This window comes from Micromonospora sp. WMMD723 (assembly GCF_049863385.1).
GTDB classification, from domain to species: Bacteria; Actinomycetota; Actinomycetes; order Mycobacteriales; family Micromonosporaceae; genus Micromonospora; species Micromonospora wenchangensis.
Genome location: NZ_JBMKNR010000001.1, coordinates 692,204 through 717,380, shown reverse-complemented (window position 1 = coordinate 717,380; position 25,177 = coordinate 692,204). Strand labels below are relative to the sequence as shown.

At 72.6% G+C, this 25,177-nt stretch carries 23 protein-coding genes; 20 read left to right on the top strand and 3 right to left on the bottom strand.

Going from position 1 to position 25,177, the window contains the following annotated elements:
- Positions 1-184 precede the first annotated feature (184 nt).
- Both ACN261_RS03260 and ACN261_RS03255 read left to right on the top strand, forming a co-directional pair.
- The gene (locus ACN261_RS03260) at positions 185-1,030 is read left to right on the top strand and encodes a polysaccharide deacetylase family protein (protein ID WP_425848328.1); all 846 of its coding nucleotides are present in this window, start codon (positions 185-187) and stop codon (positions 1,028-1,030) included.
- A gap of 11 nt (positions 1,031-1,041) precedes the next feature.
- Positions 1,042-2,286 (top strand): MFS transporter, encoded by a 1,245-nt coding sequence (locus ACN261_RS03255; RefSeq protein ID WP_421483885.1) that lies wholly within the window; start codon positions 1,042-1,044, stop codon positions 2,284-2,286.
- A 37-nt stretch (positions 2,287-2,323) separates the two neighbouring features.
- Here ACN261_RS03255 and ACN261_RS03250 read toward each other — a convergent pair whose 3' ends face one another.
- Positions 2,324-2,872, bottom strand: coding sequence for a hypothetical protein (locus ACN261_RS03250; protein WP_425848325.1), 549 nt, complete (start codon positions 2,870-2,872; stop codon positions 2,324-2,326).
- Positions 2,873-2,980: 108 nt separating this feature from the next.
- Between ACN261_RS03250 and thrB the strand changes: the two genes are divergently transcribed.
- From thrB to prfA, 4 genes are all read left to right on the top strand, one after another.
- Positions 2,981-3,925, top strand: a complete 945-nt coding sequence (gene thrB / locus ACN261_RS03245; RefSeq protein ID WP_421483883.1) for a homoserine kinase — start codon at positions 2,981-2,983, stop codon at positions 3,923-3,925.
- A gap of 294 nt (positions 3,926-4,219) precedes the next feature.
- Positions 4,220-6,328 (top strand): transcription termination factor Rho, encoded by a 2,109-nt coding sequence (gene rho, locus ACN261_RS03240; RefSeq protein WP_421483882.1) that lies wholly within the window; start codon positions 4,220-4,222, stop codon positions 6,326-6,328.
- 499 nt (positions 6,329-6,827) lie between these two features.
- Positions 6,828-7,052 carry a 50S ribosomal protein L31 gene (gene rpmE / locus ACN261_RS03235; protein WP_088642795.1) on the top strand — a complete coding sequence of 75 codons (225 nt, stop codon included), beginning with the start codon at positions 6,828-6,830 and terminating at the stop codon, positions 7,050-7,052.
- Between the two features lie 121 nt (positions 7,053-7,173).
- Complete coding sequence (prfA, locus tag ACN261_RS03230; protein ID WP_421483881.1) at positions 7,174-8,262, top strand: peptide chain release factor 1; 1,089 nt, start codon at positions 7,174-7,176, stop codon at positions 8,260-8,262.
- Positions 8,263-8,333: 71 nt separating this feature from the next.
- On the opposite strand, the gene ACN261_RS03225 is transcribed toward prfA, so the two are convergent.
- The gene (locus ACN261_RS03225) at positions 8,334-9,878 is read right to left on the bottom strand and encodes a GGDEF domain-containing protein (protein ID WP_204926922.1); all 1,545 of its coding nucleotides are present in this window, start codon (positions 9,876-9,878) and stop codon (positions 8,334-8,336) included.
- 75 nt (positions 9,879-9,953) lie between these two features.
- Between ACN261_RS03225 and prmC the strand changes: the two genes are divergently transcribed.
- From prmC to ACN261_RS03205, 4 genes are all read left to right on the top strand, one after another.
- On the top strand, positions 9,954-10,901 hold the full coding sequence (gene prmC, locus ACN261_RS03220; RefSeq protein WP_425848321.1) for a peptide chain release factor N(5)-glutamine methyltransferase: 948 nt from the start codon (positions 9,954-9,956) through the stop codon (positions 10,899-10,901).
- Positions 10,901-11,548, top strand: coding sequence for an L-threonylcarbamoyladenylate synthase (locus tag ACN261_RS03215; RefSeq protein ID WP_421486910.1), 648 nt, complete (start codon positions 10,901-10,903; stop codon positions 11,546-11,548). The genes prmC and ACN261_RS03215 overlap by 1 nt, the downstream gene beginning before the upstream one ends.
- Entirely contained in the window at positions 11,549-12,160 is a 612-nt protein-coding gene (locus ACN261_RS03210) for a phosphotyrosine protein phosphatase (protein WP_421483879.1), read from the top strand.
- 167 nt (positions 12,161-12,327) lie between these two features.
- On the top strand, positions 12,328-14,445 hold the full coding sequence (locus ACN261_RS03205; protein ID WP_421483878.1) for a transglycosylase domain-containing protein: 2,118 nt from the start codon (positions 12,328-12,330) through the stop codon (positions 14,443-14,445).
- Positions 14,446-14,557: 112 nt separating this feature from the next.
- Here the strand turns inward: ACN261_RS03205 and ACN261_RS03200 are convergent, their stop codons facing one another.
- Positions 14,558-16,015 carry an SDR family oxidoreductase gene (locus tag ACN261_RS03200; protein WP_421483877.1) on the bottom strand — a complete coding sequence of 486 codons (1,458 nt, stop codon included), beginning with the start codon at positions 16,013-16,015 and terminating at the stop codon, positions 14,558-14,560.
- Between the two features lie 123 nt (positions 16,016-16,138).
- On the opposite strand from ACN261_RS03200, the gene ACN261_RS03195 reads away from it, so the two are divergent.
- The 10 genes from ACN261_RS03195 to ACN261_RS03150 all read left to right on the top strand — a co-directional run bounded on the left by ACN261_RS03195 (position 16,139) and on the right by ACN261_RS03150 (position 25,138).
- Positions 16,139-16,570 carry a hypothetical protein gene (locus tag ACN261_RS03195; RefSeq protein WP_421483876.1) on the top strand — a complete coding sequence of 144 codons (432 nt, stop codon included), beginning with the start codon at positions 16,139-16,141 and terminating at the stop codon, positions 16,568-16,570.
- Between the two features lie 173 nt (positions 16,571-16,743).
- On the top strand, positions 16,744-16,980 hold the full coding sequence (locus tag ACN261_RS03190) for an AtpZ/AtpI family protein (protein WP_088642787.1): 237 nt from the start codon (positions 16,744-16,746) through the stop codon (positions 16,978-16,980).
- A gap of 11 nt (positions 16,981-16,991) precedes the next feature.
- On the top strand, positions 16,992-17,789 hold the full coding sequence (gene atpB, locus ACN261_RS03185; protein ID WP_145921458.1) for a F0F1 ATP synthase subunit A: 798 nt from the start codon (positions 16,992-16,994) through the stop codon (positions 17,787-17,789).
- A 101-nt stretch (positions 17,790-17,890) separates the two neighbouring features.
- Positions 17,891-18,124 carry an ATP synthase subunit C gene (locus tag ACN261_RS03180; protein WP_067312849.1) on the top strand — a complete coding sequence of 78 codons (234 nt, stop codon included), beginning with the start codon at positions 17,891-17,893 and terminating at the stop codon, positions 18,122-18,124.
- 29 nt (positions 18,125-18,153) lie between these two features.
- The gene (locus ACN261_RS03175) at positions 18,154-18,693 is read left to right on the top strand and encodes a F0F1 ATP synthase subunit B (RefSeq protein ID WP_088642785.1); all 540 of its coding nucleotides are present in this window, start codon (positions 18,154-18,156) and stop codon (positions 18,691-18,693) included.
- Positions 18,693-19,514: a F0F1 ATP synthase subunit delta gene (locus ACN261_RS03170; protein WP_421483875.1), complete on the top strand. Its 822-nt coding sequence runs from the start codon at positions 18,693-18,695 to the stop codon at positions 19,512-19,514. Before ACN261_RS03175 ends, ACN261_RS03170 begins: the two co-directional genes overlap by 1 nt.
- 87 nt (positions 19,515-19,601) lie before the next feature.
- Entirely contained in the window at positions 19,602-21,245 is a 1,644-nt protein-coding gene (atpA, locus tag ACN261_RS03165; RefSeq protein WP_421483874.1) for a F0F1 ATP synthase subunit alpha, read from the top strand.
- A 9-nt stretch (positions 21,246-21,254) separates the two neighbouring features.
- Positions 21,255-22,184, top strand: coding sequence for a F0F1 ATP synthase subunit gamma (locus tag ACN261_RS03160; RefSeq protein WP_088642782.1), 930 nt, complete (start codon positions 21,255-21,257; stop codon positions 22,182-22,184).
- Entirely contained in the window at positions 22,184-23,641 is a 1,458-nt protein-coding gene (gene atpD, locus ACN261_RS03155) for a F0F1 ATP synthase subunit beta (protein ID WP_088642781.1), read from the top strand. Before ACN261_RS03160 ends, atpD begins: the two co-directional genes overlap by 1 nt.
- Before the next feature lie 264 nt (positions 23,642-23,905).
- The gene (locus tag ACN261_RS03150; protein ID WP_421483873.1) at positions 23,906-25,138 is read left to right on the top strand and encodes an LCP family protein; all 1,233 of its coding nucleotides are present in this window, start codon (positions 23,906-23,908) and stop codon (positions 25,136-25,138) included.
- Positions 25,139-25,177 lie beyond the last annotated feature (39 nt).

Below are 25,177 nucleotides of genomic sequence, written 5' to 3'. Positions count from 1 at the left end.
CAGCGGCCACCCCCGACCCGCCGCGACCGGGTCGGGGCAGGCCGCCGTCGCGCCACGACGCGCCCCCGGTCCGGGGTCACCGGGCCGGGGGCGCGTCGCGTCGCACCCGGGACAGCGGGCCGGACACCGGGTACGGTCACCCCGTGGTCCTCTACCGTCGGTCATCGTCGATCCACCCTGGGTGATGGGCGGCGATCGGGCGGAGCCGGCCGAACCGGGCGGCAGGCGGTGGGACCGGCGGCGGGTGCTCGGTGGTGGGGCGCTGCTGGCCGGGGGTGTCGCGTTGGGGGCCGCCGGCATGTCCCAGGGCGCCTGGCTGGCCGACCGGCACCTGCCGGTGTCCGGCGGCCCGGCCAGCGCCACCGTCGGTAACCGGCGGCAGGACGTCGGCTCGGGCGGGCTCCAGGTGGTGTGGCACGTCCCGACCACGCGACCGCTGGTGGCGTTGACCTTCGACGACGGCCCGCTGCCGCGGTGGACGCCGACCGTCCTGGACACTCTGGACAGGCACGCGGTGCCGGCGACCTTCTTCCTGGTCGGGGAGCGGGTGCGCCGGCACGCCGGGTTGATCCGGGGGCGGTTGGCCCGGCACGAGGTGGGCAACCACAGTTGGCGGCACCGGGACCTGGCGCGGTCGGCCGCCGCAGCCGTGCACGACGACCTGCGCCGGTCGCACGAGGCCATCGCCGAGGTCACCGGGACGCCACCCCGGCTGCTCCGCCCCCCGTACGGGCACCTGGGCGGCGGGGTGCTGCACGCCGCCGTACGTCTCGACTACCGGGTCGTGCTCTGGTCGTTGCAGATGGTGGAGGGGGAGTACCCGGACGACCCGGCGGGGCACGCCCGGCGGATCGTGTCCGACGTGGTGCCGGGCACCATCCTGCTCGCCCACGACGCGGGCCCGGAGAACCGTCAGGTGGCGCTGCGCGGGCTGGCCGCGATGATCACCGGCCTGCGGGACCGGGGCTACACCTTCGTCACGGTCTCCGAGCTGCTGGCCCACCCGACCGGCTCCCGAACCGGGGGGTAGGGTCCGGGCACGTGTCCTCTCCGCTCTCCGTTCTCGTCCGTAACCGGGACTTCCGCAATCTCTTCCTCGCCGAACTGGTGGTCTTCGGCGCCGACTGGTTCGTCATGGTGCCGCTGCTGGTGCTGCTGCCGGAGCTGACCGGCAGCGGGGTGTGGGGCGCCCTGGTGCTGGCGCTGGACACCGGGGTGCTGGCGCTGCTGCTGCCGTACACCGGGACCATCGCCGACCGGTTCGACCGCCGGAAGGTCATGATGGCCGCGAACGGCGTGACGCTGCTCGGCGTGCTGCTGCTGCTCGGTGTCCGCGACGCCGGGACGGCCTGGCTGGCCATGGTGGCGATCACGGCGGTGGCGGTCGGGAAGGCGTTCTACTCGCCGGCCGCGCAGGCCGCCCTGCCCAACGTGCTCGATCCGGCCGACCTGGCCGTCGGCAACGCCGTCGCCGGCTCCGCCTGGGGGACGATGACCGTGGTCGGGGCGTCCCTCGGTGGCGTGCTAACCGCGGCCGTCGGGCCGTACGCCTGCTTCTGGGTGGGGGTGGTCGGCCTGGTGGCGGCGGCGGGCCTGGCGGCGCTGATCCGCCGGCCGTTGCAGGCGGCCCGGGAGGCGGACCGGTCGACGCCGCGCACCTGGACGGCGATCCGCGAGGCGCTGGGCCACATCCGGCACCGACCCCGGGTGCTGGCGCTGGTGACGGTGAAGTCGGCGGTGGGGCTGGGCAACGGCGTGCTGACCGTCTTCCCCCTGCTGGCCGCCGTCTACGGGGCGGGGCCGGTCGGCACCGGTCTGCTGTTCGCGGCGCGGGGGGCGGGGGCGCTGGTGGGGCCGATCCTGATGAGCCGGGTGCTGACCAACCGGGCCTGGCTGCTGCCCGGCCTGGCCCTGTCGATGTCGCTGTACGGGCTGGCCTACCTGGGCGCGGCGGTGGCGAGCTGGTTCCCGCTGGTGCTGCTGCTGGTCTTCGTGGCGCACTTCGGCGGCGGCAGCAACTGGGTGCTGTCGAACTTCGCCCTGCAGGGCGAGGTACCCGACCGGCTGCGCGGCCGGGTGTTCGCCACCGACATGATGCTGGCGACCCTGGCGATCTCGGTCAGTCAGCTGGTGGTGGCCGGTGTGGTCGACCTGGTCGACGAGCGGGTGGTGCTGGCCGGCTGCGGCCTGGTCACGGTCGTGTACGCGGTGGGCTGGCGGATCGCCACCCGCCGGCTCTCGCTCACCGACCCGGCCACCGGAGGCGACCCGCTGACCGCCCGCTGACGACGGCGGGCGGGGCGGCCCAGTCGGCGCGGTCGCCTCAGTCGGCGCGGTCGGCCTGCGGCGGGGCGGCCGGCGGGGGGTCGGCCTGCGGCGGGGCGGCCGGCGGGTGGTCGCTCCCGCCCCAGGCGCCCCGACCCGGGTGCTCCGTGGCCTGACCGGCGGGGTAGCCGGGCGGCGGGCCGCCGGGGTATCCGGCCTGGACACCACCGGCCGGCGGCGTCCAGGTGCCCCACGGCTGACCGGGCACGGGGGACGGGGACGCGGCGCGGCGTCCGACGAAGACGGCGGCGACGACGAGGCCCAGGCCGACCGGGTAGCCGATCCAGCCGACGATGCTGACGGCGAAGCTCATGGTCTGGTACTGGCGGATCCCGCCGGAGCGGATCAGGTCCGGCAGGGCCGCGACCCAGGCGGTGGTGAGCAGTTCCAGCAGGAGCAGGACGACGGCCCCGGCGAGCAGGAACGAGCGGGACCGGCCGGGCAGCCGGCGGCCGGCGGTGGCACCGAGCACCAGGACGGTGAGCAGGGTCAGCAGGATGGGCAGGTGCCCCAGCACCTGGGTGAGCCGGTAACCGAGCATTGCCACGTCGCCTCCCGACCGGTCGATGGATCGGCGTCAGGCTAACCGAGCTGATCCAGTTCCACCGTCCGGGCGAGGGGGTACGCCGACGGTCCCGGGCCCTAGCATGATCCTGTGCCGACGACTTTCACCTCCGGGCCGGTGCGGGTGCGGGTGCCCGCCACCAGCGCCAACCTGGGCCCCGGGTTCGACGCCCTCGGGCTCGCCCTCGCCCTGCACGACGACGTGGCCGCCGAGGTGACCCCGGACGGCGTCCGGGTGGCGGTGACCGGCGAGGGCGCCGGCGACCTGCCGCCGGACGACCGGCACCTGGTGGTCGTGGCGATGCGGGCCGCCTTCGACCTGCTCGGCGCGCAGCCGCCGGGGCTGGCCCTGGAGTGCGTGAACCGGATTCCGCAGGCCCGGGGCCTGGGTTCCTCCTCGGCGGCGATCGTGGCCGGGGTGCTGCTGGCCCGGGGGCTGGTCGTCGACGGCGCGCAGCGGCTCGACGACGCCGCGGTGCTGCGGCTGGCCGCCGGGATCGAGGGGCATCCGGACAATGTCGCGCCGTGCCTGCTCGGCGGGTTCACCGTCGCCTGGACGGAGCCGACAGGTGGCCGGGCGGTTTCGCTGCCGGTCGCGGCCGGGGTCTCGCCCACCGTCTTCGTGCCGGCCGAGCGGGGGCTGACGGCCACCGCGCGGGCGGCGTTGCCGGCGACGGTGCCGCACGGGGACGCGGCGCTGAACGCGGGCCGGTCGGCGTTGCTGGTGCACGCGTTGACCGCCGCGCCGGAGCTGCTGCTGCCGGCGACGGTCGACCGGCTGCACCAGGACTACCGCGCGGCGGGGATGCCATCGACCGCAGCCCTGGTCAGCGAGTTGCGTGCGGCAGGTGTGGCGGCCGTGGTCAGTGGGGCGGGCCCGACGGTGCTGGCGTTCACCGCGCCGCCCGACGGGTTCGACCCGGGAACAGAATGGGAAGTCTGGCGGTTGCCGGTAGAGGCGCGCGGAGCGACGCTCGCACAGGGTAGACTTGGACACGCCGAGCGGGACCCTGTTGCCGCAGGTCGGAAGAGTTGATTACGCTCTAGACTCAGCACAGCCGCGAAGCACGCGATCTCTCTGCGGGTCGGCGCACCCCGAAGCTCTCGGCGGTCAGCCCGTCACCCCTGCCAAGGCCCACGCCGCACCGCAGTTTCCGCAGGTCGCCGCAGACGGCGAGACCTGCTCACCGACGTTGGTGAGTTGGGAAACCGCCCGGCTGCTGTGCCACAGACTCCCGCGACGCGTCATGCGAGGCGGGTGCACCGAGGCCGCCCGGCCACCTTGCTTGTCGATCCCGGGCAGTCCCGGCCTATCGAGGGAAGGAATCCATTGAGCGACACCACCGACGTGACGTCGGATGTTTCCAACGTCGCTGGCGATGCCACCACCGCCGCCCCCGCCCGCCGTCGGCGCAGCGGTACCGGTCTGTCGGCGATGCTGCTGCCGGAGCTGCAGAGCCTGGCCGCGTCGCTCGGCATCTCCGGGACCGCCCGCATGCGCAAGGGCGAGCTGATCAGCGCGATCTCCGAGCGGCAGCAGGGCGGCGCCGCGACCGGCACCCCTCGACCACGGGCCGAGGTGGCGGCTGCGGCCGCTCCCGTCCGGGAGGAGGTGCGCGCCGAGGTGACCCCGGAGCGGGCCGCCGAGCCGGTGCCGGCCACCCCTGCCGCCACCACCGAGCCCGAGACCCGGACCCGGACCCGGCGCAGCCGGGCCAGCACCGCCGAGTCGCGGCCGGCCGCCGAGGCACGGGCCGTCGAGACCCGACCCGCCGAGACCCGCACCGAGGAGGCACCGGTCGAGGCCGGCGAGCGTCCCGAGCGGGCCGAGGGGCGCAGCGGTCGGGACCGGGCCGAGCGGTCCGGCACCGACCGGGCCGAGCGGGCCGGTAACGACCGTGGCGAGCGGTCCGGCACCGACCGGGCCGAGCGGACGGACAACGACCGTGCCGGTCGTACCGGTAACGACCGTGGCGAGCGGGCCGGTAACGACCGGGCCGAGCGGTCCGGCGGCGACCGTGGCGAGCGGGCCGGCGGCGAGCGGGCCGAGCGCGGCGGCAACGAGCGGACCGACCGTGGTGACCGGGGCGAGCGCAACGACCGGGGCGAGCGCAACGACCGGGGTGCCGACCGCGGTCAGCGCGACAACCGCGACAACCGGGACGATTCCGACGACGACGAGGGCGGCGGCCGGCGGGGCCGGCGCAGCCGGTTCCGGGACCGTCGGCGGGGCCGGGGCGACCGGGCCGAGGGCGGCAACGACACCGGCGGTGGCCGGGAGCCGCAGGTCGGCGAGGACGAGGTCCTGGTCCCGGTGGCCGGCATCATCGACGTGCTCGACAACTACGCCTTCGTACGGACCACCGGCTACCTGGCCGGCCCGAACGACGTCTACGTCTCCATGTCGCAGATCAAGAAGTACGGCCTGCGCCGGGGCGACGCGATCACCGGCGCGGTCCGGGCCGCCCGGGACAGCGGCGGTGGCGACCAGCGGCGGGACAAGTACAACCCGCTGGTACGGCTGGACACCATCAACGGCATGGAGCCGGACGAGGCCCGTCGTCGTCCCGAGTTCTACAAGCTCACCCCGCTGTACCCGCAGGAGCGGTTGCGGCTGGAGACCGAGCCGCACATCCTGACCACCCGGGTGATCGACCTGGTGATGCCGTTGGGCAAGGGGCAGCGGGCACTGATCGTGTCGCCGCCCAAGGCCGGTAAGACCATGGTGCTCCAGGCGATCGCGAACGCGATCACGCACAACAACCCGGAGTGCCACCTGATGGTGGTGCTGGTCGACGAGCGGCCCGAAGAGGTCACCGACATGCAGCGGTCGGTGAAGGGCGAGGTCATCGCGGCCACGTTCGACCGTCCGCCGCAGGACCACACCACGGTCGCCGAGTTGGCGATCGAGCGGGCCAAGCGCCTGGTCGAGCTGGGGCACGACGTGGTCGTGCTGCTCGACTCGGTGACCCGGCTCGGCCGGTCGTACAACCTGGCGGCGCCGGCCTCCGGCCGGATCATGTCCGGTGGTATCGACTCGACGGCGCTCTACCCGCCGAAGCGGTTCCTGGGTGCGGCCCGCAACATCGAGAACGGTGGCTCGCTGACCATCCTCGCCACCGCGCTGGTAGAGACCGGCTCGATGGCCGACACGGTCATCTTCGAGGAGTTCAAGGGCACCGGCAACGCGGAGCTGAAGCTCGACCGGAAGATCGCCGACAAGCGCACCTTCCCGGCCGTGGACGTCAGCGCCTCGGGCACCCGCAAGGAGGAGATCCTGCTCGCGCCGGAGGAGCTGGCCATCATCCACAAGCTCCGCAAGGTGCTGCACTCGCTGGACTCGCAGGCGGCGCTGGACCTGCTGCTCGACCGGCTCAAGCAGTCCCGCACCAACATCGAGTTCCTGATGCAGATCGCCAAGTCGACACCGGGGGAGTGACCCGCTCCGGGTGAGACCGCCACGAAGGGCACGGCCGCAGCGGCCGTGCCCTTCGTCGTACCCGGGAATTGCGGTTGTGGACTTTTCTTTCGACGGGCCTGGCAGCTCTTGAAAATTCTGTGCGTGGCCGGGTTGACTGGGGGCGAGCGGGTCCCGGCCGAGCGGTCGGGGTCCGGCCACCGACGGGCGGCGGAGGAAACCTGGGGAGGCGTCCGCCACCCGGCGGCTTGGTCGGGTGGGCTTCTGAACCTGGGGGAGGAGCCCACCCGGTCCGGCGGCCGGGCCAGGAATGCGGGGCCGTGGCGGCGGGAATGCGGGTGGCGGGCGGGTCGTTACCACTGGCGGACCGATCGTGCGGCCCGCCCGTCGGGTCGGCTCACGCCCATGGCACACTGGTCAATCGGCCACCGGTTCCGGTTCACGCCCGAGTCCGTCGCGCACCAGGCGGCGGGGGTTCAGCGGCGACCCGGCGACCACCTGACGAAAGGACCGAGGCGACATGAAGCCCAACATCCACCCGGAGTACACGACGACCGAGGTCAAGTGCTCCTGCGGCAACTCCTTCACGACCCGCAGCACCGCCAAGGGCGGCTCGATCAGCGTCGAGACCTGCAGCGCCTGCCACCCGTTCTACACCGGCAAGCAGCGCGTCCTCGACACCGCGGGCCGGGTCGCCAAGTTCCAGCAGAAGTACGCCAAGGTCCAGGCGAAGAAGGCCAAGTAGCTCCACCGAACGACGCCCGTGTCCGGCCCCGCGCCGGACGCGGGCGTCGTCCGTTGCGCCCCTCGGTGACCTCCGTGTCCCGTTCCACCGTCGCCGGACCCGTCGAAGGAGCATTCCCCACATGAGCAGCGAGCGCCTGGCCGCCCTCCTCGACGAGTACGCCGAGCTGGAGAAGCGGCTGGCCGACCCGGCCATCCACGCCGACCAGAACACCGCCCGCCGGGTCGGTCGCCGCTACGCCGAGCTGGTCGGGCTGCACAAGGCCGCAGGTGAGCTGGAGCAGGCCCGCGCCGACCTGGTCGCGGCCCGGGAACTGGCCGCCGAGGACCCGGCGTTCGGCGAGGAGGCGGACGCGATCGCGGCGACCCTGCCGGCGCTGGAGGAGCGGCTGGCCGAGCTGCTGATCCCCCGCGACCCGCACGACGCCAAGGACGTGATCATCGAGATCAAGGCCGGCGAGGGCGGCGAGGAGTCCGCGCTGTTCGCCGGGGACCTGCTGCGGATGTACACCAGGTACGCCGAGCGGCACGGCTGGCTGACCGAGGTGATCGACGCGCAGGACTCCGACCTCGGCGGGGTCAAGGACGTCTCGCTGGCCATCAAGACCAAGGGGGTCCCGGACGGCGGCAACGGCGTCTGGTCCCGGTTGAAGTGGGAGGGCGGGGTGCACCGCGTGCAGCGGGTCCCGGTCACCGAGTCGCAGGGCCGCATCCACACCAGCGCGGCCGGTGTCCTGGTGCTGCCCGAGGCCGAGGACGTCGACGTCACCATCGACCCGAACGAGCTGCGGATCGACGTGTTCCGCTCGTCGGGGCCGGGCGGCCAGTCGGTGAACACCACCGACTCGGCGGTGCGCATCACCCACCTGCCCACCGGGGTGGTGGTCTCCTGCCAGAACGAGAAGTCCCAGTTGCAGAACCGGGAGCAGGCGATGCGCATCCTGCGGGCCAGGCTGCTGGCGGTCGCCCAGGAACAGGCCGACGCCGCCGCCTCGGACGCCCGCAAGGCGCAGGTGCGCACCGTGGACCGCTCGGAGCGCATCCGCACCTACAACTTCCCGCAGAACCGGATCACCGACCACCGGATCGGCTACACCGCGTACAACCTCGACCTGGCGCTCGCCGGGGAGCTGGACGGTGTGCTGGACGCCCTCGCCGAGGCGGACCGCGCCGCCCGCCTCGCCGGCGACACCGAGCTGACCCGCCGCTGACCCGACCGGGGGTCGGGCCCGGCGGCCCGCCGGCGTGCGGCTGACGGGCCGGTGGGCCCCTGGGGGGTGTCTCAGGAGGCGCGGGAGCGGGCCTTGGCGCGCAGCATCTCCCGGTCGGCGATCTCGAACGCGAGACCGAGGGCGTCGCGCAGCGCGGTACCGGTGCCGGCGACCTCGGCGAAACCGATGCTCACCCCGACCGGGGTGCCGGGCACCAGCGACTCCCAGTCCTCGGTGCGCACCGCCGCGTCGATCCGGCGGGCCACCTCGGCCGCCTCGGTCATGCCGGCGCCGGAGAGCACCACCACGAACTCGTCGCCGCCGTAGCGGGCCACGAAGTCGCCCCGCCGCATCACCCGGTTGATCACCCCGGCGATGCGTTGCAGCACCAGGTCGCCGGAGTGGTGGCCGTGGTGGGTGTTGACCGCCTTGAAACCGTCGAGGTCGCAGACCCCGATCACCACCCGCTCGCCCCGGGACACCACCGAGCCGATGTAGCGCTCCAGCCGTCGCCGGTTGGGCAGCCCGGTCAACGGGTCGGTCAGCGCCTCACCCTCGAAGCGGGCGGCCTCCCGGCGCATCTCCTCGTGGTCGATGCGGGCCGCGATGCCGTCGATGTAGACGTCACGCAGCCGGTCGTTGCGCTGGGCGGCCAGCCGGAACGCCATCCGGTCGGCGCGGTGCGCGGCGGCGTGGTCACCGGCCCGGGAGAAGGCGATGCTGCGCAGCCGGGACAGTTCCGCCGCGCCGAGCGTCTCGGCCGACACCCGGGCCGAGTCCAGGCGGGTGATCGCCTCGATCGGACGGCCGTCGGCGACCGCGAGACAGACGTGGCCGAGCTGGCGCATGTCCCGGGCGCGGGCGCTGTCCCCACCGTGGTCGAGCAGCCGGGCCGGCTCCGGGCCGACCGGGGTCGCGTCGCCGAGCGCCGCCCGACGGACCGCCGCGTAGCCGTACGCGGCGAGGCTGCTCGGCCGCAGCCGGTCGGCCCGCCCGTCGTCGACGAACCGGGCCAGGTCGGCCGCGATGTCGCGGAGCACCCGCAGGCAGCCGTCGCTGTCGCCGTTGTGGTCCAGCGCGACGGCGTTCCGCAGCCGGATGCCGGGGGCGGCGAAGGTCTCCTCGGGGATGCCGGCGGCGGCGCCGTGCTGGCGGGCCCGCTCGATCGCGCCGAGCGCGTAGCCGTGGAAGCTGAGGTAGGAGTAGGCCATCGCCAGGTCGTGCCAGCCCCAGGCGGTGTCCCGGTCCCGGTCCTCCGCCGCACCCAGCGCCCGCGCCGCCCGGACCAGGTGGGTGACGCAACGGTCCAGCGCGCCCTGGTGGTGCGCGGCGAGCGCGGCCAGCGCGTTGAGGTGCCCGTGCAGGTAGGGCTCGGGGAGGTCGCGCACCGCCCCGGAGGCCTCCTCGATGGCCCTGGTGAACTCGGCAGTCCGGCCCAGGTTGATCAACGCGCAGAGCCGCTGCACCAGCGCGTCCGCCCGGGTGTACGGGTCGGCGGTGGTACGCAGCACCCGGTCGAGGACGCCCACCGCCTCGGCCGAGCGGCTCGACTCCTGGAGGCTGCGGGCATGCGTGAGGGCGTCAACCTGGTCATCGACCCGGTCGAGCCACCCCACCTGGCGAACCTCCCGTCGGTGTGCGCCCGGCCGCACCCACTCGTGGCGGGACCGACGACGCCCCATGATTATGGCGTGACCTCACTCCCACGCCACCCGTCCGAAGGGACAGAACACGAGCGGACCTCGCCCGTGGTGGCCCGCGCCGCCCGTACCCTCGCCGCCGCGGGGGTGGCCTCGGCCCGGTCCGAGGCGGAGCAGCTCGCCGCGTACGTGCTCGACGTGCCCCGGGGCCGGCTCGCCCTGACCGACGGCTTCAGCCCCGCCGAACGGGCCCGGTACGACGCGCTGGTGGCCAGGCGGGCCGACCGGGAGCCGTTGCAGCACCTGACCGGCCGGGCCGGCTTCCGGCACCTGGAGTTGGCGGTCGGCCCGGGGGTCTTCGTGCCCCGCCCGGAGACGGAGCTGCTGGCCGGCTGGGGCGTCGAGCGGGCGCTGACCCGGCCGGACCCGGTGGTGGTCGACCTGTGCAGCGGCTCCGGGGCGATCGCGCTCGCGGTGGCGCAGGAGGTGCCGGCGGCCCGGGTGGTGGCGGTGGAACGGTCCCCGGCCGCGTTGACGTGGCTGCGTCGCAACGCCGCCGAGCGGGCCGCCGCCGGGGACCGGCCGGTCGAGGTGGTGGCCGCCGACGTCACCGACCCGGGGCTGCTGGCCGACCTGGCCGGCGCGGTGGACGTGCTGCTGTGCAACCCGCCGTACGTGCCACGGTCGGTGCCGGTCCCGCCGGAGGTGGCCGGGCACGACCCCGACGAGGCGGTGTTCGGCGGGGCGGACGGGCTGGCGGTGCTGCGGCCGGTGCTGCGCCGGGCGGCCGAGCTGCTGCGACCCGACGGCGAGCTGGGCGTGGAGCACGACGACACGCACGGCGGGGCGGTGCCGGCGCTGCTGGCCGCCGACGGCCGGTACACGGCGGTGCGGGCGCACCGGGACCTGGCCGGCCGGCCCCGGTTCGCCACCGCGTCCCGCCGGTCGGACGGCCCGCACGCCGTCCGGGCGTCGGCGTGGCAGACTGGCTCCTCGTGATGCTCTACGACTGTCGGTCACCCGCCGACCGGGACCGCGGCATCGCCGCGGCGATCGAGGCGGTCAAGAACGGCGAGCTGGTCGTTCTCCCCACCGACACGGTCTACGGGATCGGCGCGGACGCGTTCACCCCGTACGCGGTCAAGGCCCTCTCCGACGCCCGGGGCGGCAGCCAGGCGGCGCCGCCGGTGCTGATCGGCTCCCGGCACACCCTCGACGGCCTGGTCTTCTCGCTGCCCCGCGCGGCCCGTGACCTGGTCGAGGCGTTCTGGCCCGGTGCGTTGACCATCGTGGTGGAGCACTCGCCGAGCCTCGCCTGGGACCTGGGCGGCGACGCCGACGGCACGGTGGCGGTCCGGATGCCGCTGCACCCGGTGGCGCTGGAGGTGCTGCGGGAGACCGGTCCGATGGCGGTGGCCGCGGCCAACAAGGTGGGCCAGTCGCCGGCGTTGACCGCTGAGGAGGCCCGCGACCAGCTCAGCTACTCGGTGCGGGTCTACCTGGAGGCCGGGGCCTGCCCCGACCCGGTGCCGAGCACCATCGTCGACCTGACCGGGGAGACGCCCCGGCTGCTGCGGGCCGGCGCGATCACCCTCGACCAGCTCCGCGACGTCGCGCCGGACCTCCTCGACGAGCGGGGAGCCTGAGTGCCGCCGTTCACCGTCCTGCACGTCTGCATGGGCAACATCTGCCGGTCCCCGATGGCCGAACGGCTGCTGGTGCTCGCCGTGCGCGAGCGGCTGGAGCGGCTCGGCGTCGACCCGGCCGACGCGGACGCGCTGCTGCACAGCCACAGCGCCGGCACCGGCGGGTGGCACGCGGGGGAGGAGATGAACCCGCCGGCCGCCCGGCAGGTGCTGGGTCGCGGTGGTGACGTCGAGGGTTTCGCCGCCCGCAAGCTGCGCTCCGACCTGATCGACGCCGCCGACCTGGTCCTCACCGCCACCGCCGACCAGCAGGAGTACGTGGTGGCGCTGCGCCCGGACGCGGCGTCGCGCACCTTCGTGCTGGGCGAGTTCGGCAGGCTGCTCGGCGCGCTGGACACCGCCGCCCTGCCGCCGGCCGACGCCACCCCGGACGCCGTGTACGCCCGCGGGGTGGCCCTGGTGGCGGCGGTCGACGCGGCCCGGCAGGGGGCGGGCGCGCTGCACTCCGACGACCTGGACGACCCGTGGGGCCGGGGCGACCAGTGCTTCAGCCGGGTGGCCGACGAGATCGAGGAGACGGTGCACCCGCTCACCTCGGCGCTGCTGCCGTGACCGTCGCCGGCTGAGGGACGCCCCGTCCGGGTGACCGGCGCGGCGTGTCCCGTCCCGCGCGCCGTGTCCGTCCCGCGAAGTTCCTCCGGTTTCGGGGAAAGATGAGAGTTCGGGCGGTTTTGCGGGTCATGCTGAACGGGTCCTGACGACTCCTGCGGGGAGTACTGATGATCCGGGCCCTCCACAAGGCGTTCACCGTGCTGCTCGCCGGCGTCCTCGCCGGTCTGGTGCTGGCCGCGGCGGCCCTGCCGCTCGCCCTGGTGTTCGGCCTCGGCTTCGGCGGCATCGCCTCGTCCTACGCCGAACTGCCCAACACCCTGCGCACCCCACCCACCGCCCAGCGGTCCACCCTCTACGCCGCCGACGGCGTCACCCTGATCACGTCCTTCTACACCGAGGACCGGGTGGACGTGCCGCTGGCCAAGGTGGCCCCGGTGATGCGCCAGGCCATCGTGGCCGCCGAGGACGCCCGGTTCTACCAGCACCGGGGCGTCGACCTGCGGGGCGTGGTCCGGGCGTTCACCGTCAACCAGCGCGACGGCCAGGCCCGGCAGGGCGCGTCCACGCTGACCATGCAGTACGTCCGCAACGTGCTCAGCAACGACCCCCGGCTGACCAAGGAACAGCGCAGGAAGGCCACCGAGATCAGCACCGCCCGCAAACTCCAGGAGATGCGGTACGCCCTGGCGCTGGAGCGCGAGCTGACCAAGGACGAGATCCTCACCCGCTACCTGAACATCGCCTACTTCGGCGCCGGGGCGTACGGGATCGCCGCCGCGGCCAAGCGCTACTTCTCCACCACCCCGGCCCGGCTGAGCCTGGCCCAGGCGTCGCTGCTGGCCGGGCTGGTCCGCTCCCCGGACACCGACGACCCGATCAACGGCGACGCCGACGCGGCGCTGACCCGGCGCTCGTACGTGCTGGACCGGATGGTGGCGCTGGCCCAGATCGGGCCGGTCGACGCGGCGCAGGCCCGCGAGGAACCGCTCGATCTGCGGCCCAGCCGGACGCCGAACGACTGCACCGCCGTGCCCGAGCAGCGCAACGACTGGGGCTTCTTCTGCGACTGGTTCACCCAGTGGTGGAGCGACCAGCCCGCCTTCGGCGCGACCGCCGCCGAACGGCAGGACACCCTGCGTCGGGGCGGCTTCCGGATCGTCGCCTCACTCGACCCGGCGGTGCAGCGGGCCGCCGTACGCCAGGCGACCGGCATCTACGACGTGGACGACCCCCGGGCGGCGCCGGTGGCGGTGGTCCAGCCCGGCACCGGGCGGGTGCTGGCCCTGGCGGTGAACCGCCACTACAGTGTCGCCCCCAACCCGGCCGGGCAGCGGAACTACCCGAACACGGTCAACCAGCTCGTCGCCGGTGGCAACGGCATCGAGGGCTACCAGGCAGGCTCGACGTTCAAGCTGTTCACCCTGCTGGCCGCCCTGGAGTCCGGGCTACCGCTGGAGACCGCCTTCGTCGCGCCGAGCCGGATCGTGACCCGGTTCCCGACCGACGACCCCCGGTCGAGCTGCGGCGGCCGGTGGTGCCCGGTCAACGCCACCCCCGAGTGGATGGACGGCTACCGCACCATGTGGACCGCGTTCGGCCGCTCGGTGAACACCTACTTCGCCTGGCTCACCGAGAGGGTCGGCGCGGACCGGGTGGTCGAGATGGCCGAGCGGCTGGGCATCCGGTTCCGCGCCCCCGACGACGCCGAGCTGGCCCGGTCCGGGGCGCGCGACTGGGGGGCGTTCACCCTCGGAGTCTCCTCCACCACCCCGCTCGACCTGGCCAACGCGTACGCCACGGTGGCCGCCGAGGGGACCTGGTGCGCGCCGCTGCCGGTCGTGTCGATCACCGACAGCGCCGGGAAGGAGGTGGCCGCCGGCCGGCCCGACTGCCGGCAGGTGATCGACACCGAGGTGGCCCGGGCCGCCGCCGACGCGGCCCGCTGCCCGGTCGGCGACCAGTCGATGTACCGCCGCTGCGACGGCGGCACGGCCGAGCAGCTCCGCCCGGGGCTGGGTCGTCCGGTGGCCGGCAAGACCGGCAGTTCGGAACGGAACGAGACCGAGTCGGTGGTGGCGTTCACCCCGCAGCTCGCGGTTGCCCAGATCGCCGCCAACCCCGACGACCCACGGGACGCGGTCGGGGCCGCCGTCCAGTCCCGGATGGTCGACGCGGTGGGCCGCATCCTCGCCGCCGCCCTGGCCGACAGCCCGGTCCGCGACTTCGTCCCGCCCGGCGAGTCGGTCACCTACCGGCTCGCCCCCACCCCCCGCGACGGCAACTGACCCCCCGCCCCCGCCTCCCGCCCCGTCGATCATGGAGTTGTGGTGCTCGCAGAACGGGTCGAAACAGTCTGATCCGTCCACCGCAACTCCATGATCGACGGAAGTCGGGGGGTTAGGGGGTGGGGGTGTGTCGGGCGATGTTGCGGGCCATGCCGCCGAAGATGATCGTGTGGAACGGGGCGACCGAGAGCCAGTAGAGGTGGCCGGGTAGGCCCCGGGGGAGGAAGACGGCGCGTTGCACGTACCGGCTGCGGCCGTCGCCGGCCGGCTCGGCGCGCAGCTCCAGCCAGGCCCGGCCGGGTAGCCGCATCTCGGCGCGCAGCCGCAGCAGCTCCCCGGGGACGATCTCCTCCACCCGCCAGAAGTCCAGCGCCTCGCCGACCTGGAGGCGGTGCGGATCGCGCCGGCCCCGGCGCAGCCCCACCCCGCCGACCAGCCGGTCCAGCCAGCCGCGTACCGACCAGGCGAGCGGGAACGAGTACCAGCCGTGCTCGCCGCCGACGCCCTCGATGACCCGCCAGAGCGCGGCCGGCGGGGCGGCCACCTCCTGCTCCCGCACGTCGGTGTAGGCGGTCCCGCCGGACCAGTCCGGGTCCGACGGCAGGGGTTCGGCGGGGGCGTCCGGGCCGCTCGCGTTGGACCAGCGGGTCTCCACCTGGGCGTCGCGCACCTTGGTCAGGGCCAGCGCCACGGCGTCGTCGAAGCCGGTCAGCCCGCCCGGCGGATCGGGCAGCCACCTGGCGATGTCGTGCTCGTGCGCGACCGCCTCGTGGATCAGGCTCTCCACCAGCGGGCGGGCGATGGCGTTCGGCACCGGGGTGATCAGTCCCACCCAGTGCGAGGACAGCGCCGGGGTCAGCGGACGGACCGGCACGATGATCCGGCGGCGCAGCCCGGCGACCCGCGCGTAGCGCTGCATCATCTCCCGGAAGGTGAGCACGTCCGGGCCGGCGATGTCGAAGGCCCGGTCCACCTCCGGCGGCAGGCCGGCGCAGCCGACCAGGTAGCGCAGCACGTCCCGGACGGCGATCGGCTGGATCCGGTTGCGGACCCAGCGGGGGGTGACCATGGCGGGCAGCCGCTCGGTGAGGTAGCGCAGCATCTCGAACGAGGCCGACCCGGAACCGATGATCACGGCGGCCCGCAGCACCACCGTGGGCACCTCTCCGGCGAGCAGGATTCGGGCCACCTCGGCCCGGGAGCGCAGGTGTGGCGAGGTCGAGCCGCCGGCCGCCGGCTCCGGCCCGCCCAGGTAGACGATCCGGCGTACGCCGGCCGCGGCGGCGGCCTCGGCGAAGTTGGTGGCGGCCTCCCGGTCGGCCGCCTCGAAGTCGGCCCGCCCGAGCGAGTGCACCAGGTAGTACGCGACGTCGACGTCGGCGAAGGCGGCCGGGAGCGTCTCCGGCCGGCGCAGGTCCCCCTCGGCGATCTCGGCCTGCGCCGCCCAGGGCACGTCGCGCAGCCGACCGGCCTTGCGGGCCAGGCAGCGCACCTGGTGTCCCTCGGCCAGCAGGCGGGGCGCGAGCCGGCCGCCGATGTATCCGGTCGCGCCGGTGACGAGGCATCTCACGGACACCAGTGTGCGGCTCCGTACACTCTTTCGCTGTGGAGAACGTGAAGCGCACCTGGTGGGGGCCGGAGCGGGGGCGGCCCGTCGTGGCCGCGCCGCACGGCGACGGCCCGGACAACCCGCGTGGCTGAGCCCGGGGCGCGCGGGTCGGCGGTGGCCGACGACCAGGGATGGCGCCTGCGTCACCTGCCGGTGCTGCTGGCCGCCTCGGCGGTGCTGGGGGTGGCCGCCGCGCTGGTCGGTGCGGTGACCGGGGGCGGCGTGGCGGCCCTCGGCGCGGCGGCCGGGGTGGCGGTGACCGTGGTCAGCTACAGCCTGACCACGGTGGTGCTGGCCAGGGCCGACGCGGTCAACCCGCAGCTGGTGCTGCCGCTCGGGCTGGGCCTCTACATCGCCAAGTTCACCCTGCTGGGGGTGGTCATGGTGGCGGTGGCATCGACCGGCTGGGGTGGCCTGGTTCCACTCTGTGTCGGCATCGCCGCCGGCGTGGTGGTCTGGACCGGAGTGCACATCTGGTGGCTGACCAGGGTGTATTCCCGTCGACCCGGCTCCTGACTGTCCCACATGGTGGGCGGGCGGGCGACTGTCCGCGTGCGGTCGTTCTCTCCCTTGCGGAAGGGGAGTAGCGTGCCCCCAGACGATGGAGCCCGCCCGATGCCCACACAACGACGGTTGTGCGGGGGGTGAGGCACAGCCTCGTCTCCCCGGCTGATATCGTTCGCCCCGTCATGGCTGGTGACCAAAACCCCCGACCCACCGGTGGCCCGGACGACGTTCCGACCGGCGCCGGTCAGGGTTGGACCGCGCTCTCGTACCTCATCGGGGGCATGCTCGTCTGGGGTTTCATCGGCTGGCTGGTCGACCAGTGGCTCGACTCCGGCGGCATCGCCACCGGGATCGGTGTCGTGCTCGGCATGGCCGGGGGGATCATCCTGGTCGTCCGCCGGCTCGGCACGCCTACTTAGGAAGGGACGCGGTGTTCGGACAGGCGAACGTCCTGGCAGCGGGCCAGGCGGCATTCCCACCCAGCGTGGAGGACTTCTACCTGCCCAGCATCCTGCCCTGGGGTGCGCACGACTCGTACTGGTTCACCAAGATCACGGCGATGGTGTGGGTCGCCGTCGGCATCCTGATCATCTTCTTCCTGGCGACCTACCGGAAGCCGCAGCTGGTCCCGACCAAGAAGCAGTGGCTCGCCGAGTCGATCTACGGCTTCGTGCGGAACAACATCGCGGTCGACATGATCGGGCACCGGGGGGTGCGGTTCGCGCCGTACTTCACCACGCTGTTCTGCTTCGTGCTGCTGACCAACTTCTTCGCGATCGTGCCGTTCTTCCAGATCTCGCCGAACTCGCACATCGCCTTCCCGGCGATCCTCGCCGTGATCAGCTACCTGATGTTCAACTACGTCGGCATCCGGCACCACGGCTTCGTGAAGTACTTCAAGAACTCCCTGATCCCGCCGGCGCCCTGGTACATCCTGCCGCTGCTGATCCCGATCGAGTTCTTCTCGACCTTCCTCGTGCGGCCGTTCTCGCTGGCCGTGCGTCTGTTCGCCAACATGTTCGCCGGGCACATGCTGCTGCTGGTCTTCACCCTCGGCGGCTTCGCGATGCTCAGCGCCAACGCCTGGCTCGCGCCGGTCTCGGTGTTGTCCTGGGTGATGACCATCGCGCTCACCTTCCTCGAATTCCTGGTCATCTGCCTGCAGGCCTACGTCTTCACCGTCCTCACCGCAAGCTACGTGCAGGGCGCGCTCGCCGACGAGCACTGATCCAACCGGGCGGGGGCTCGCCAGCGAGCACTGGTCCACCGCATCAACCCGTTGTCGTCCCGCGTGAGAGTCACGCGAGATACCCAGGAGGAACCACACCCATGGACGCTAGCGTTCTCGCCGAGGTCACCGGCAGCACCGCCGCCATCGGCTACGGCCTCGCCGCCATCGGCCCGGGCATCGGCGTCGGCCTGGTCTTCGCCGCCTACATCCAGTCGACGGCCCGCCAGCCGGAGTCGTCCCGGATGACCCTGCCGTACGTCTGGATCGGCTTCGCCGTCATCGAGGCGCTCGCGCTGCTGGGCATCGCCTTCGGCTTCATCTGGGCCGGCTGACCCAGTCCCCGCAGACCAGGAGGTCATCCATGTACTTCCTCGCCGCTGAGGGTGGTGAGTCGACGCACAACCCGATCATTCCGCTCTGGCAGGAGATCGTGGTCGGCAGCGTCGCCTTCGCCGTGCTCTGCTTCGTGCTGATGAAGTTCGTCTTCCCCCGCATGGAGCAGACGTTCCAGGCCCGGGTCGACGCGATCGAGGGCGGGATCAAGCGCGCCGAGGCCGCCCAGGCCGAGGCCAACCAGCTCCTCGAGCAGTACCGCGCGCAGCTCGCCGAGGCGCGTACCGACGCTGCCAAGATCCGGGACGACGCCCGGGCCGACGCGGAGGGCATCCGGCAGGACATCCTCGGCAAGGCGCGGGAGGAGTCCGACCGGATCATCGCGGCCGGCAAGGAGCAGCTCGCCGCCGAGCGGGCCACCATCGTGCGTGAGCTGCGGGCCGAGGTCGGCACCATCGCGGTGGACCTGGCCAGCAAGATCGTCGGTGAGTCGCTGGCCGACGAGGCGCGCCGCAAGGGCACCGTCGACCGGTTCCTGAGCAACCTCGAGAGCACGGGGGCCCGCTGATGCAGGCCGCCAGCCGGGAGTCGTACGCGGTCGCGGCCGAGCGCCTCGACGCGTACGTCCGCGGGGCGGAGCCGTCGGTGGTGGCGACCGCCGCCGACGACATCCTCTCCGTCGCCGCCCTGTTGCGGGGCGAGCCGCGGCTGCGCCGGGCGCTGTCCGACCCGGCCCGCAGCGGCGACGACCGTGCGGCGCTGCTCACCGGCATCCTGACCGGCAAGATCGGCGCGGACGCGCTCGACCTGCTGTCCGGACTGGTCGCCGGGCGCTGGTCGACGCCGTCGGAGCTGCTCGACGGCACCGAGCGGCTCGGGGTGGAGGCGCTGCTGGCCAGTGCCGACGCCGCGGGCGACCTCGGTGAGGTCGAGGACGAGCTGTTCCGCTTCGGCCAGGTGGTCGCCGGCCAGTCCGCGCTCTCCGCGGCGCTGGCCGACCCGATCGCCCCGGCCGGGCAGCGGGCCGCACTGGCCCGGGAACTGCTCGCCGGCAAGGCCCGGCCGGTCACCGTCCGCCTCGTCGAGGTGGCCCTCGGCGGGTTCGGGGGACGCTCCTTCACCGGGGCGCTCACCCGGCTGGTCGAGCTGGCCGCCGACCGGCGGGACCGTCAGGTCGCGTACGTGACCGTGGCGGCTCCGTTGAGTGAGTCCGACGAGCGACGGCTCGGTGCCCGCCTCTCCGCGATGTACGGTCGAGAGGTTTCCGTCAAGCAGACGGTCGACCCGGAGGTGCTCGGTGGGGTGAGCGTGCGGGTCGGTTCCGACCTGTACGACGGCACCGTCCTGCGCCGCCTCAACGAGACCCGCAACGCGCTCGTGCAGCGCTGACCAGCGGCCTCGCCGCCCTTTGATCGACGCCATTCGGACCGGTCGGTACTAGGTATCCCGGGCCCCTGATACTTAAGGAAGCAGAGGATGGCCGAGCTGACCATCTCGACGGAGGAGATCCGCGGCGCCCTGGAGCGCTACGTCTCCTCCTACTCGACCGACGTCTCCCGCGAGGAGGTCGGCACCGTCGCCGACACCGGTGACGGCATCGCCCACGTCGAGGGCCTGCCCTCGACCATGACCAACGAACTCCTGGAGTTCGAGGACGGCACGCTCGGCGTGGCGTTGAACCTCGACGTGCGGGAGATCGGTGTCGTCGTTCTCGGTGACTCCGCCAAGCTGGAGGAGGGGCAGCGCGTCAAGCGCACCGGCCGGGTGCTCTCCGTACCGGTCGGCGACGCCTTCCTCGGCCGCGTGGTCAACGCGCTCGGCCAGCCGATCGACGGCCTCGGCGACATCGCCGACGAGGGCTACCGCGAGCTGGAGCTCCAGGCCCCCAACGTGATGTCCCGGCAGTCGGTCGACGAGCCGCTGCAGACCGGTATCAAGGCGATCGACGCGATGACCCCGATCGGTCGGGGCCAGCGGCAGCTGATCATCGGCGACCGGAAGACCGGCAAGACCACCGTCGCGCTGGACACCATCCTCAACCAGCGGGACAACTGGCGTTCCGGCGACCCGAAGAAGCAGGTCCGCTGCATCTACGTCGCCATCGGTCAGAAGGCCTCCACGATCGCCTCGATCAAGGGCATCCTGGAGGACGCGGGCGCGCTGGAATACACCACCATCGTGGCCTCCCCGGCGTCCGACCCGGCCGGCTTCAAGTACCTCGCCCCCTACACCGGCTCGTCCATCGGGCAGCACTGGATGTACGGCGGCAAGCACGTCCTGATCGTCTTCGACGACCTGAGCAAGCAGGCCGAGGCGTACCGGGCCGTGTCGCTGCTGCTGCGCCGCCCGCCGGGCCGTGAGGCGTACCCGGGTGACGTCTTCTACCTGCACTCCCGTCTGCTGGAGCGCTGCGCGAAGCTCTCCGACGAGCTGGGTGGCGGCTCGATGACCGGCCTGCCGATCATCGAGACGAAGGCCAACGACATCTCGGCCTTCATCCCGACCAACGTCATCTCCATCACCGACGGCCAGATCTTCCTGGAGTCCGACCTGTTCAACCAGGGCGTCCGGCCGGCCATCAACGTCGGTACCTCGGTCTCCCGGGTCGGTGGCGCCGCGCAGATGAAGCCGATGAAGAAGGTCTCCGGCTCGCTGCGGCTCAACCTGGCCCAGTTCCGTGAGCTGGAGGCGTTCGCCGCCTTCGCCTCCGACCTGGACAAGGCCTCGCAGGCCCAGCTGAACCGGGGTTCCCGGCTGGTCGAGCTGCTCAAGCAGCCGAACTACTCGCCGTACCCGGTGCAGGAGCAGGTCGTCTCGGTCTGGGCCGGCGTCGAGGGCAAGCTCGACGACGTCCCGGTCGGCGAGGTCCGTCGCTTCGAGTCGGAGTTCCTCCAGTACCTGCGGCACAAGCACGAGGGTGTGCTGGCCTCGATCGCGGACGGCAAGTGGGGCGACGACATCGCCGCCTCGCTCGACTCGGCCGTCGGCGAGTTCAAGCAGGTCTTCCTCGGCAAGGACGACGAGCGCCGGGTCAACGACGCGCCGGCCAAGCCGCTGGAGGGCGACTCCGACCGGGAGACGGTCACCCGCTACGCCGGCGGCGACGCCGAGAATCAGTAGGGCTGACTCATGGCGGCCCAGGTACGCGTTCTTCGCCAGCGGATCCGTTCGGCGAAGGGGATGAAGAAGATCACCAAGGCGATGGAGCTCGTGGCGACGAGCCGCATCGCCAAGGCCCAGGCCCGGGTGACGGCGTCCCTGCCGTACGCCCAGGCGATCACCGGCGTGCTCACCGCGCTGGCCTCGAACGCCCGGATCGACCACCCGCTGCTCACCCCGCGCGAGCGGGTGCGGCGGGCGGGCGTCCTGCTGGTCACCTCCGACCGGGGCCTGGCCGGCGGGTACAGCTCCAACGCGATCAGGACCGCCGAGTCGCTGATCGCCCGGCTCACCGCGGACGGCAAGGAGCCGGTGCTCTACGTCATCGGACGCAAGGGCCTGACGTTCTACCGGTTCCGCAACCGGCAGATCGCGGCGAACTGGACCGGCTTCTCGGAGCAGCCCACCTTCGCCGATGCCCGTGAGGTCGGCGAGACGCTGATCGCGGCGTTCACCGCCGGTGCCGACGACACCGACGGCGACGCCGGTCCGGACGGCGTGCTCGGTATCGACGAGTTGCACATCGTCTACACCGAGTTCCACAGCCTGATGACCCAGAACCCGGTCACGAAGATCATCGGTCCGATGCAGGTCGAGGACCGGCCGCGCTCCGAGGGGCTGCTGCCGGCGTACGAGTTCGAGCCGGAGGCGGAGTCGCTGCTCGACGCGCTGTTGCCGAAGTACATCAACACGCGGATCTACGCGGCGTTGCTGGAGTCGGCGGCGAGCGAGTCGGCGGCCCGGCGGCGGGCGATGAAGAGCGCCACCGACAACGCCGAAGAGATGATCGAGAAGTACACGCGTGAGATGAACTCGGCCCGCCAGGCCGGGATCACCCAGGAGATCAGTGAGATCGTCGGCGGCGCGAACGCGCTGGCCGCGTCGGGAAGTGAAGTGTGATGACTGTATCCGCAGTTGCCGGGGGACCGGCAGAGACCAGTACGGCCACCGGTCGCGTGGTTCGGGTCATCGGCCCGGTCGTCGACGCCGAGTTCCCGCGCGACGCCATGCCGACCCTGTTCAACGCCCTGCACGTGGAGGTGAACCTCTCCGGCGGCGCGAAGACGCTCACCCTGGAGGTCGCCCAGCACCTGGGTGACAACCTGGTCCGGGCCATCTCGATGCAGCCGACCGACGGTCTGGTCCGCGGCGCCGAGGTGACCGACTCCGGCTCGCCGATCACCGTGCCGGTGGGCGACGCGGTCAAGGGCCACGTCTTCAACGCCATCGGCGAGTGCCTCAACCTCACCGAGGGCGAGACGCTCGACGCGGACGACAGGTGGGGCATCCACCGCAAGGCTCCGGCCTTCGCGGACCTGGAGCCGAAGACCGAGATGCTGGAGACCGGCATCAAGGTCATCGACCTGCTCGCCCCGTACGTCAAGGGCGGCAAGATCGGCCTGTTCGGCGGCGCGGGCGTGGGCAAGACGGTGCTCATCCAGGAGATGATCACCCGCGTGGCCCGGAACTTCGGTGGTACGTCGGTCTTCGCCGGCGTGGGGGAGCGCACCCGTGAGGGCAACGACCTCATCGCCGAGATGACCGAGTCCGGCGTCATCGACAAGACCGCGCTGGTCTACGGCCAGATGGACGAGCCGCCGGGCACCCGGCTGCGGGTAGCCCTGTCGGCGCTGACCATGGCCGAGTACTTCCGGGACGTCAAGAAGCAGGAGGTGCTGCTCTTCATCGACAACATCTTCCGCTTCACCCAGGCCGGTTCCGAGGTCTCCACCCTGCTCGGCCGGATGCCGAGCGCGGTGGGTTACCAGCCGACCCTGGCCGACGAGATGGGCGAACTCCAGGAGCGGATCACCTCCGTCCGGGGGCAGGCCATCACCTCGCTCCAGGCGATCTACGTGCCCGCCGACGACTACACCGACCCGGCGCCGGCGACCACCTTCGCCCACCTGGACGCGACCACCAACCTGGAGCGGTCGATCTCCGACAAGGGCATCTACCCGGCCGTGGACCCGCTGGCGTCCTCGTCCCGGATCCTCGCCCCGGAGTTCGTCGGCGAGGCGCACTTCGCGGTGGCCACCGAGGTCAAGCGCATCCTCCAGCGCTACAAGGACCTCCAGGACATCATCGCCATCCTCGGTATCGAGGAGCTCTCGGAAGAGGACAAGCTCACCGTCGGCCGGGCCCGCCGGATCGAGCGTTTCCTCTCCCAGAACACCTACGCCGCCGAGCAGTTCACCGGCGTGCCGGGCTCGACGGTCCCGATCGAGGAGACCATCGACGCGTTCCGGAAGATCAGCGAGGGTGAGTACGACCACTTCCCCGAGCAGGCCTTCTTCATGTGCGGCGGTCTGGAGGACCTGGAGCGCAAGGCGAAGGAGCTGATGTCGGAGGGCTGAGCCTCCCGACAGCCGAGCCTCCCGACAGCTGAGCCCTCGGACAGTAGTGCTGCGAAGGCCACCCCGGTCACCCGGGGTGGCCTTCGGCCGTTCCTGCCCGGATGGGGTTCCTGCCTGGTGGGGGCCGGTGTCCGGTTACCGGGCGAGCGGTCGCCGCGGGCGCGCGGTACCGTTTCGAGAACGACTCTCGGATCCGGGCGTCGATGTGGTGCAACTTTTCGACCGGGTACGCCCGTCTCCTCTTCGTGGGCGTGACGAATCCTCGTGACGAGTCCCCGTGCGCGACGAATGGAGCTGCTGGTGGGCAAGGCCGGCAAGGGCGGCAGGGACGGCAAGGCCGGCGGGATCGGTAGGGCCGGCACGGTTGGCAAGGCCGGCAAGGGCGGCAGACGGTCGATCTGGTCCGGGGTGCCCCGCTGGGCGCGCGCGTGCACCATCTTCGGGGTCGTGCTGCTGATGCTCAGCGGCGCGGTCCTGGTGGGCTACGAGACGCTGCTGTCGCGCTACGAGGGTTCGGTGGGCAAGGCCGACCTGTTCGGCGACAAGGCGGCCGGGGCGCAGGAGCGCAAGAGCAACGTCAAGGGCCCGCTGAACATCCTGCTGGTGGGCATCGACCCGCGGGACGCCAAGACCCCGCCGCTGGCCGATTCGATCATGGTGCTGCACGTGCCCGAGTCGCTGGACCGGGCGTACATCTTCTCGGTGCCGCGTGACCTCTACGTCGACATCCCCAGGTTCGACAAGGCCGGCTACCGGGGCGGCTCCGGCAAGATCAACGGTGCGATGTCGCACGGCAGCATCGTCGAGGGCAAGAACCCCAGCGCTGCGCAGGGCTTCGAACTGCTCGCCAAGACCGTGCAGAAGGCGACCGGGATCACCCGGTTCGACGCCGGGGCGATCATCAACTTCACCGGTTTCCAGAAGATCGTCGACGCGATGGGCGGCGTCGACATGTACATCGAGCGCGAGGTCCGCTCCGAGCACCGCGAGCCGAACGGCAAGCACCGCAAGGGCAACCCGTACGGCGAGGGGTACATCGGGCCGCAGGCGGTCTACAAGAAGGGCAACCAGCACCTCAGCGGCTGGCAGGCGCTGGACTACGTCCGGCAGCGCTACCCGAAGAACGGCGTCCCGGACGCCGACTACGGCCGGCAGCGGCACCAGCAGCAGTTCATCAAGGCGATGATCAGCCAGGCGTTCAGTGCCGACGTGGTGACCAACCCGATCAAGCTGGACCGGGTGATCCGGGCCGCCGGCCAGTCGTTGACCTTCAACGGCCGGGGCAACAGCGTGGTCGACTTCGCCATCGCGCTCAAGGGCATCCGCTCGGAGAACGTCGAGCTGATCAAGCTGCCCGGGGAGGGGATCGGCACCGGCAACGGCTATCGCGGGGAGCGGCTGCTGCCCGCCGCCGACGACTTCTTCGCCGCGTTGAAGAACGAGCAGTTGGACGCCTTCATGCTGGAGCACCCGGAGTTCCGCAACAAGGGCAAGTGACCTCTGCGGGGTGCGAACACCACCATGCGGCCAGCCGAC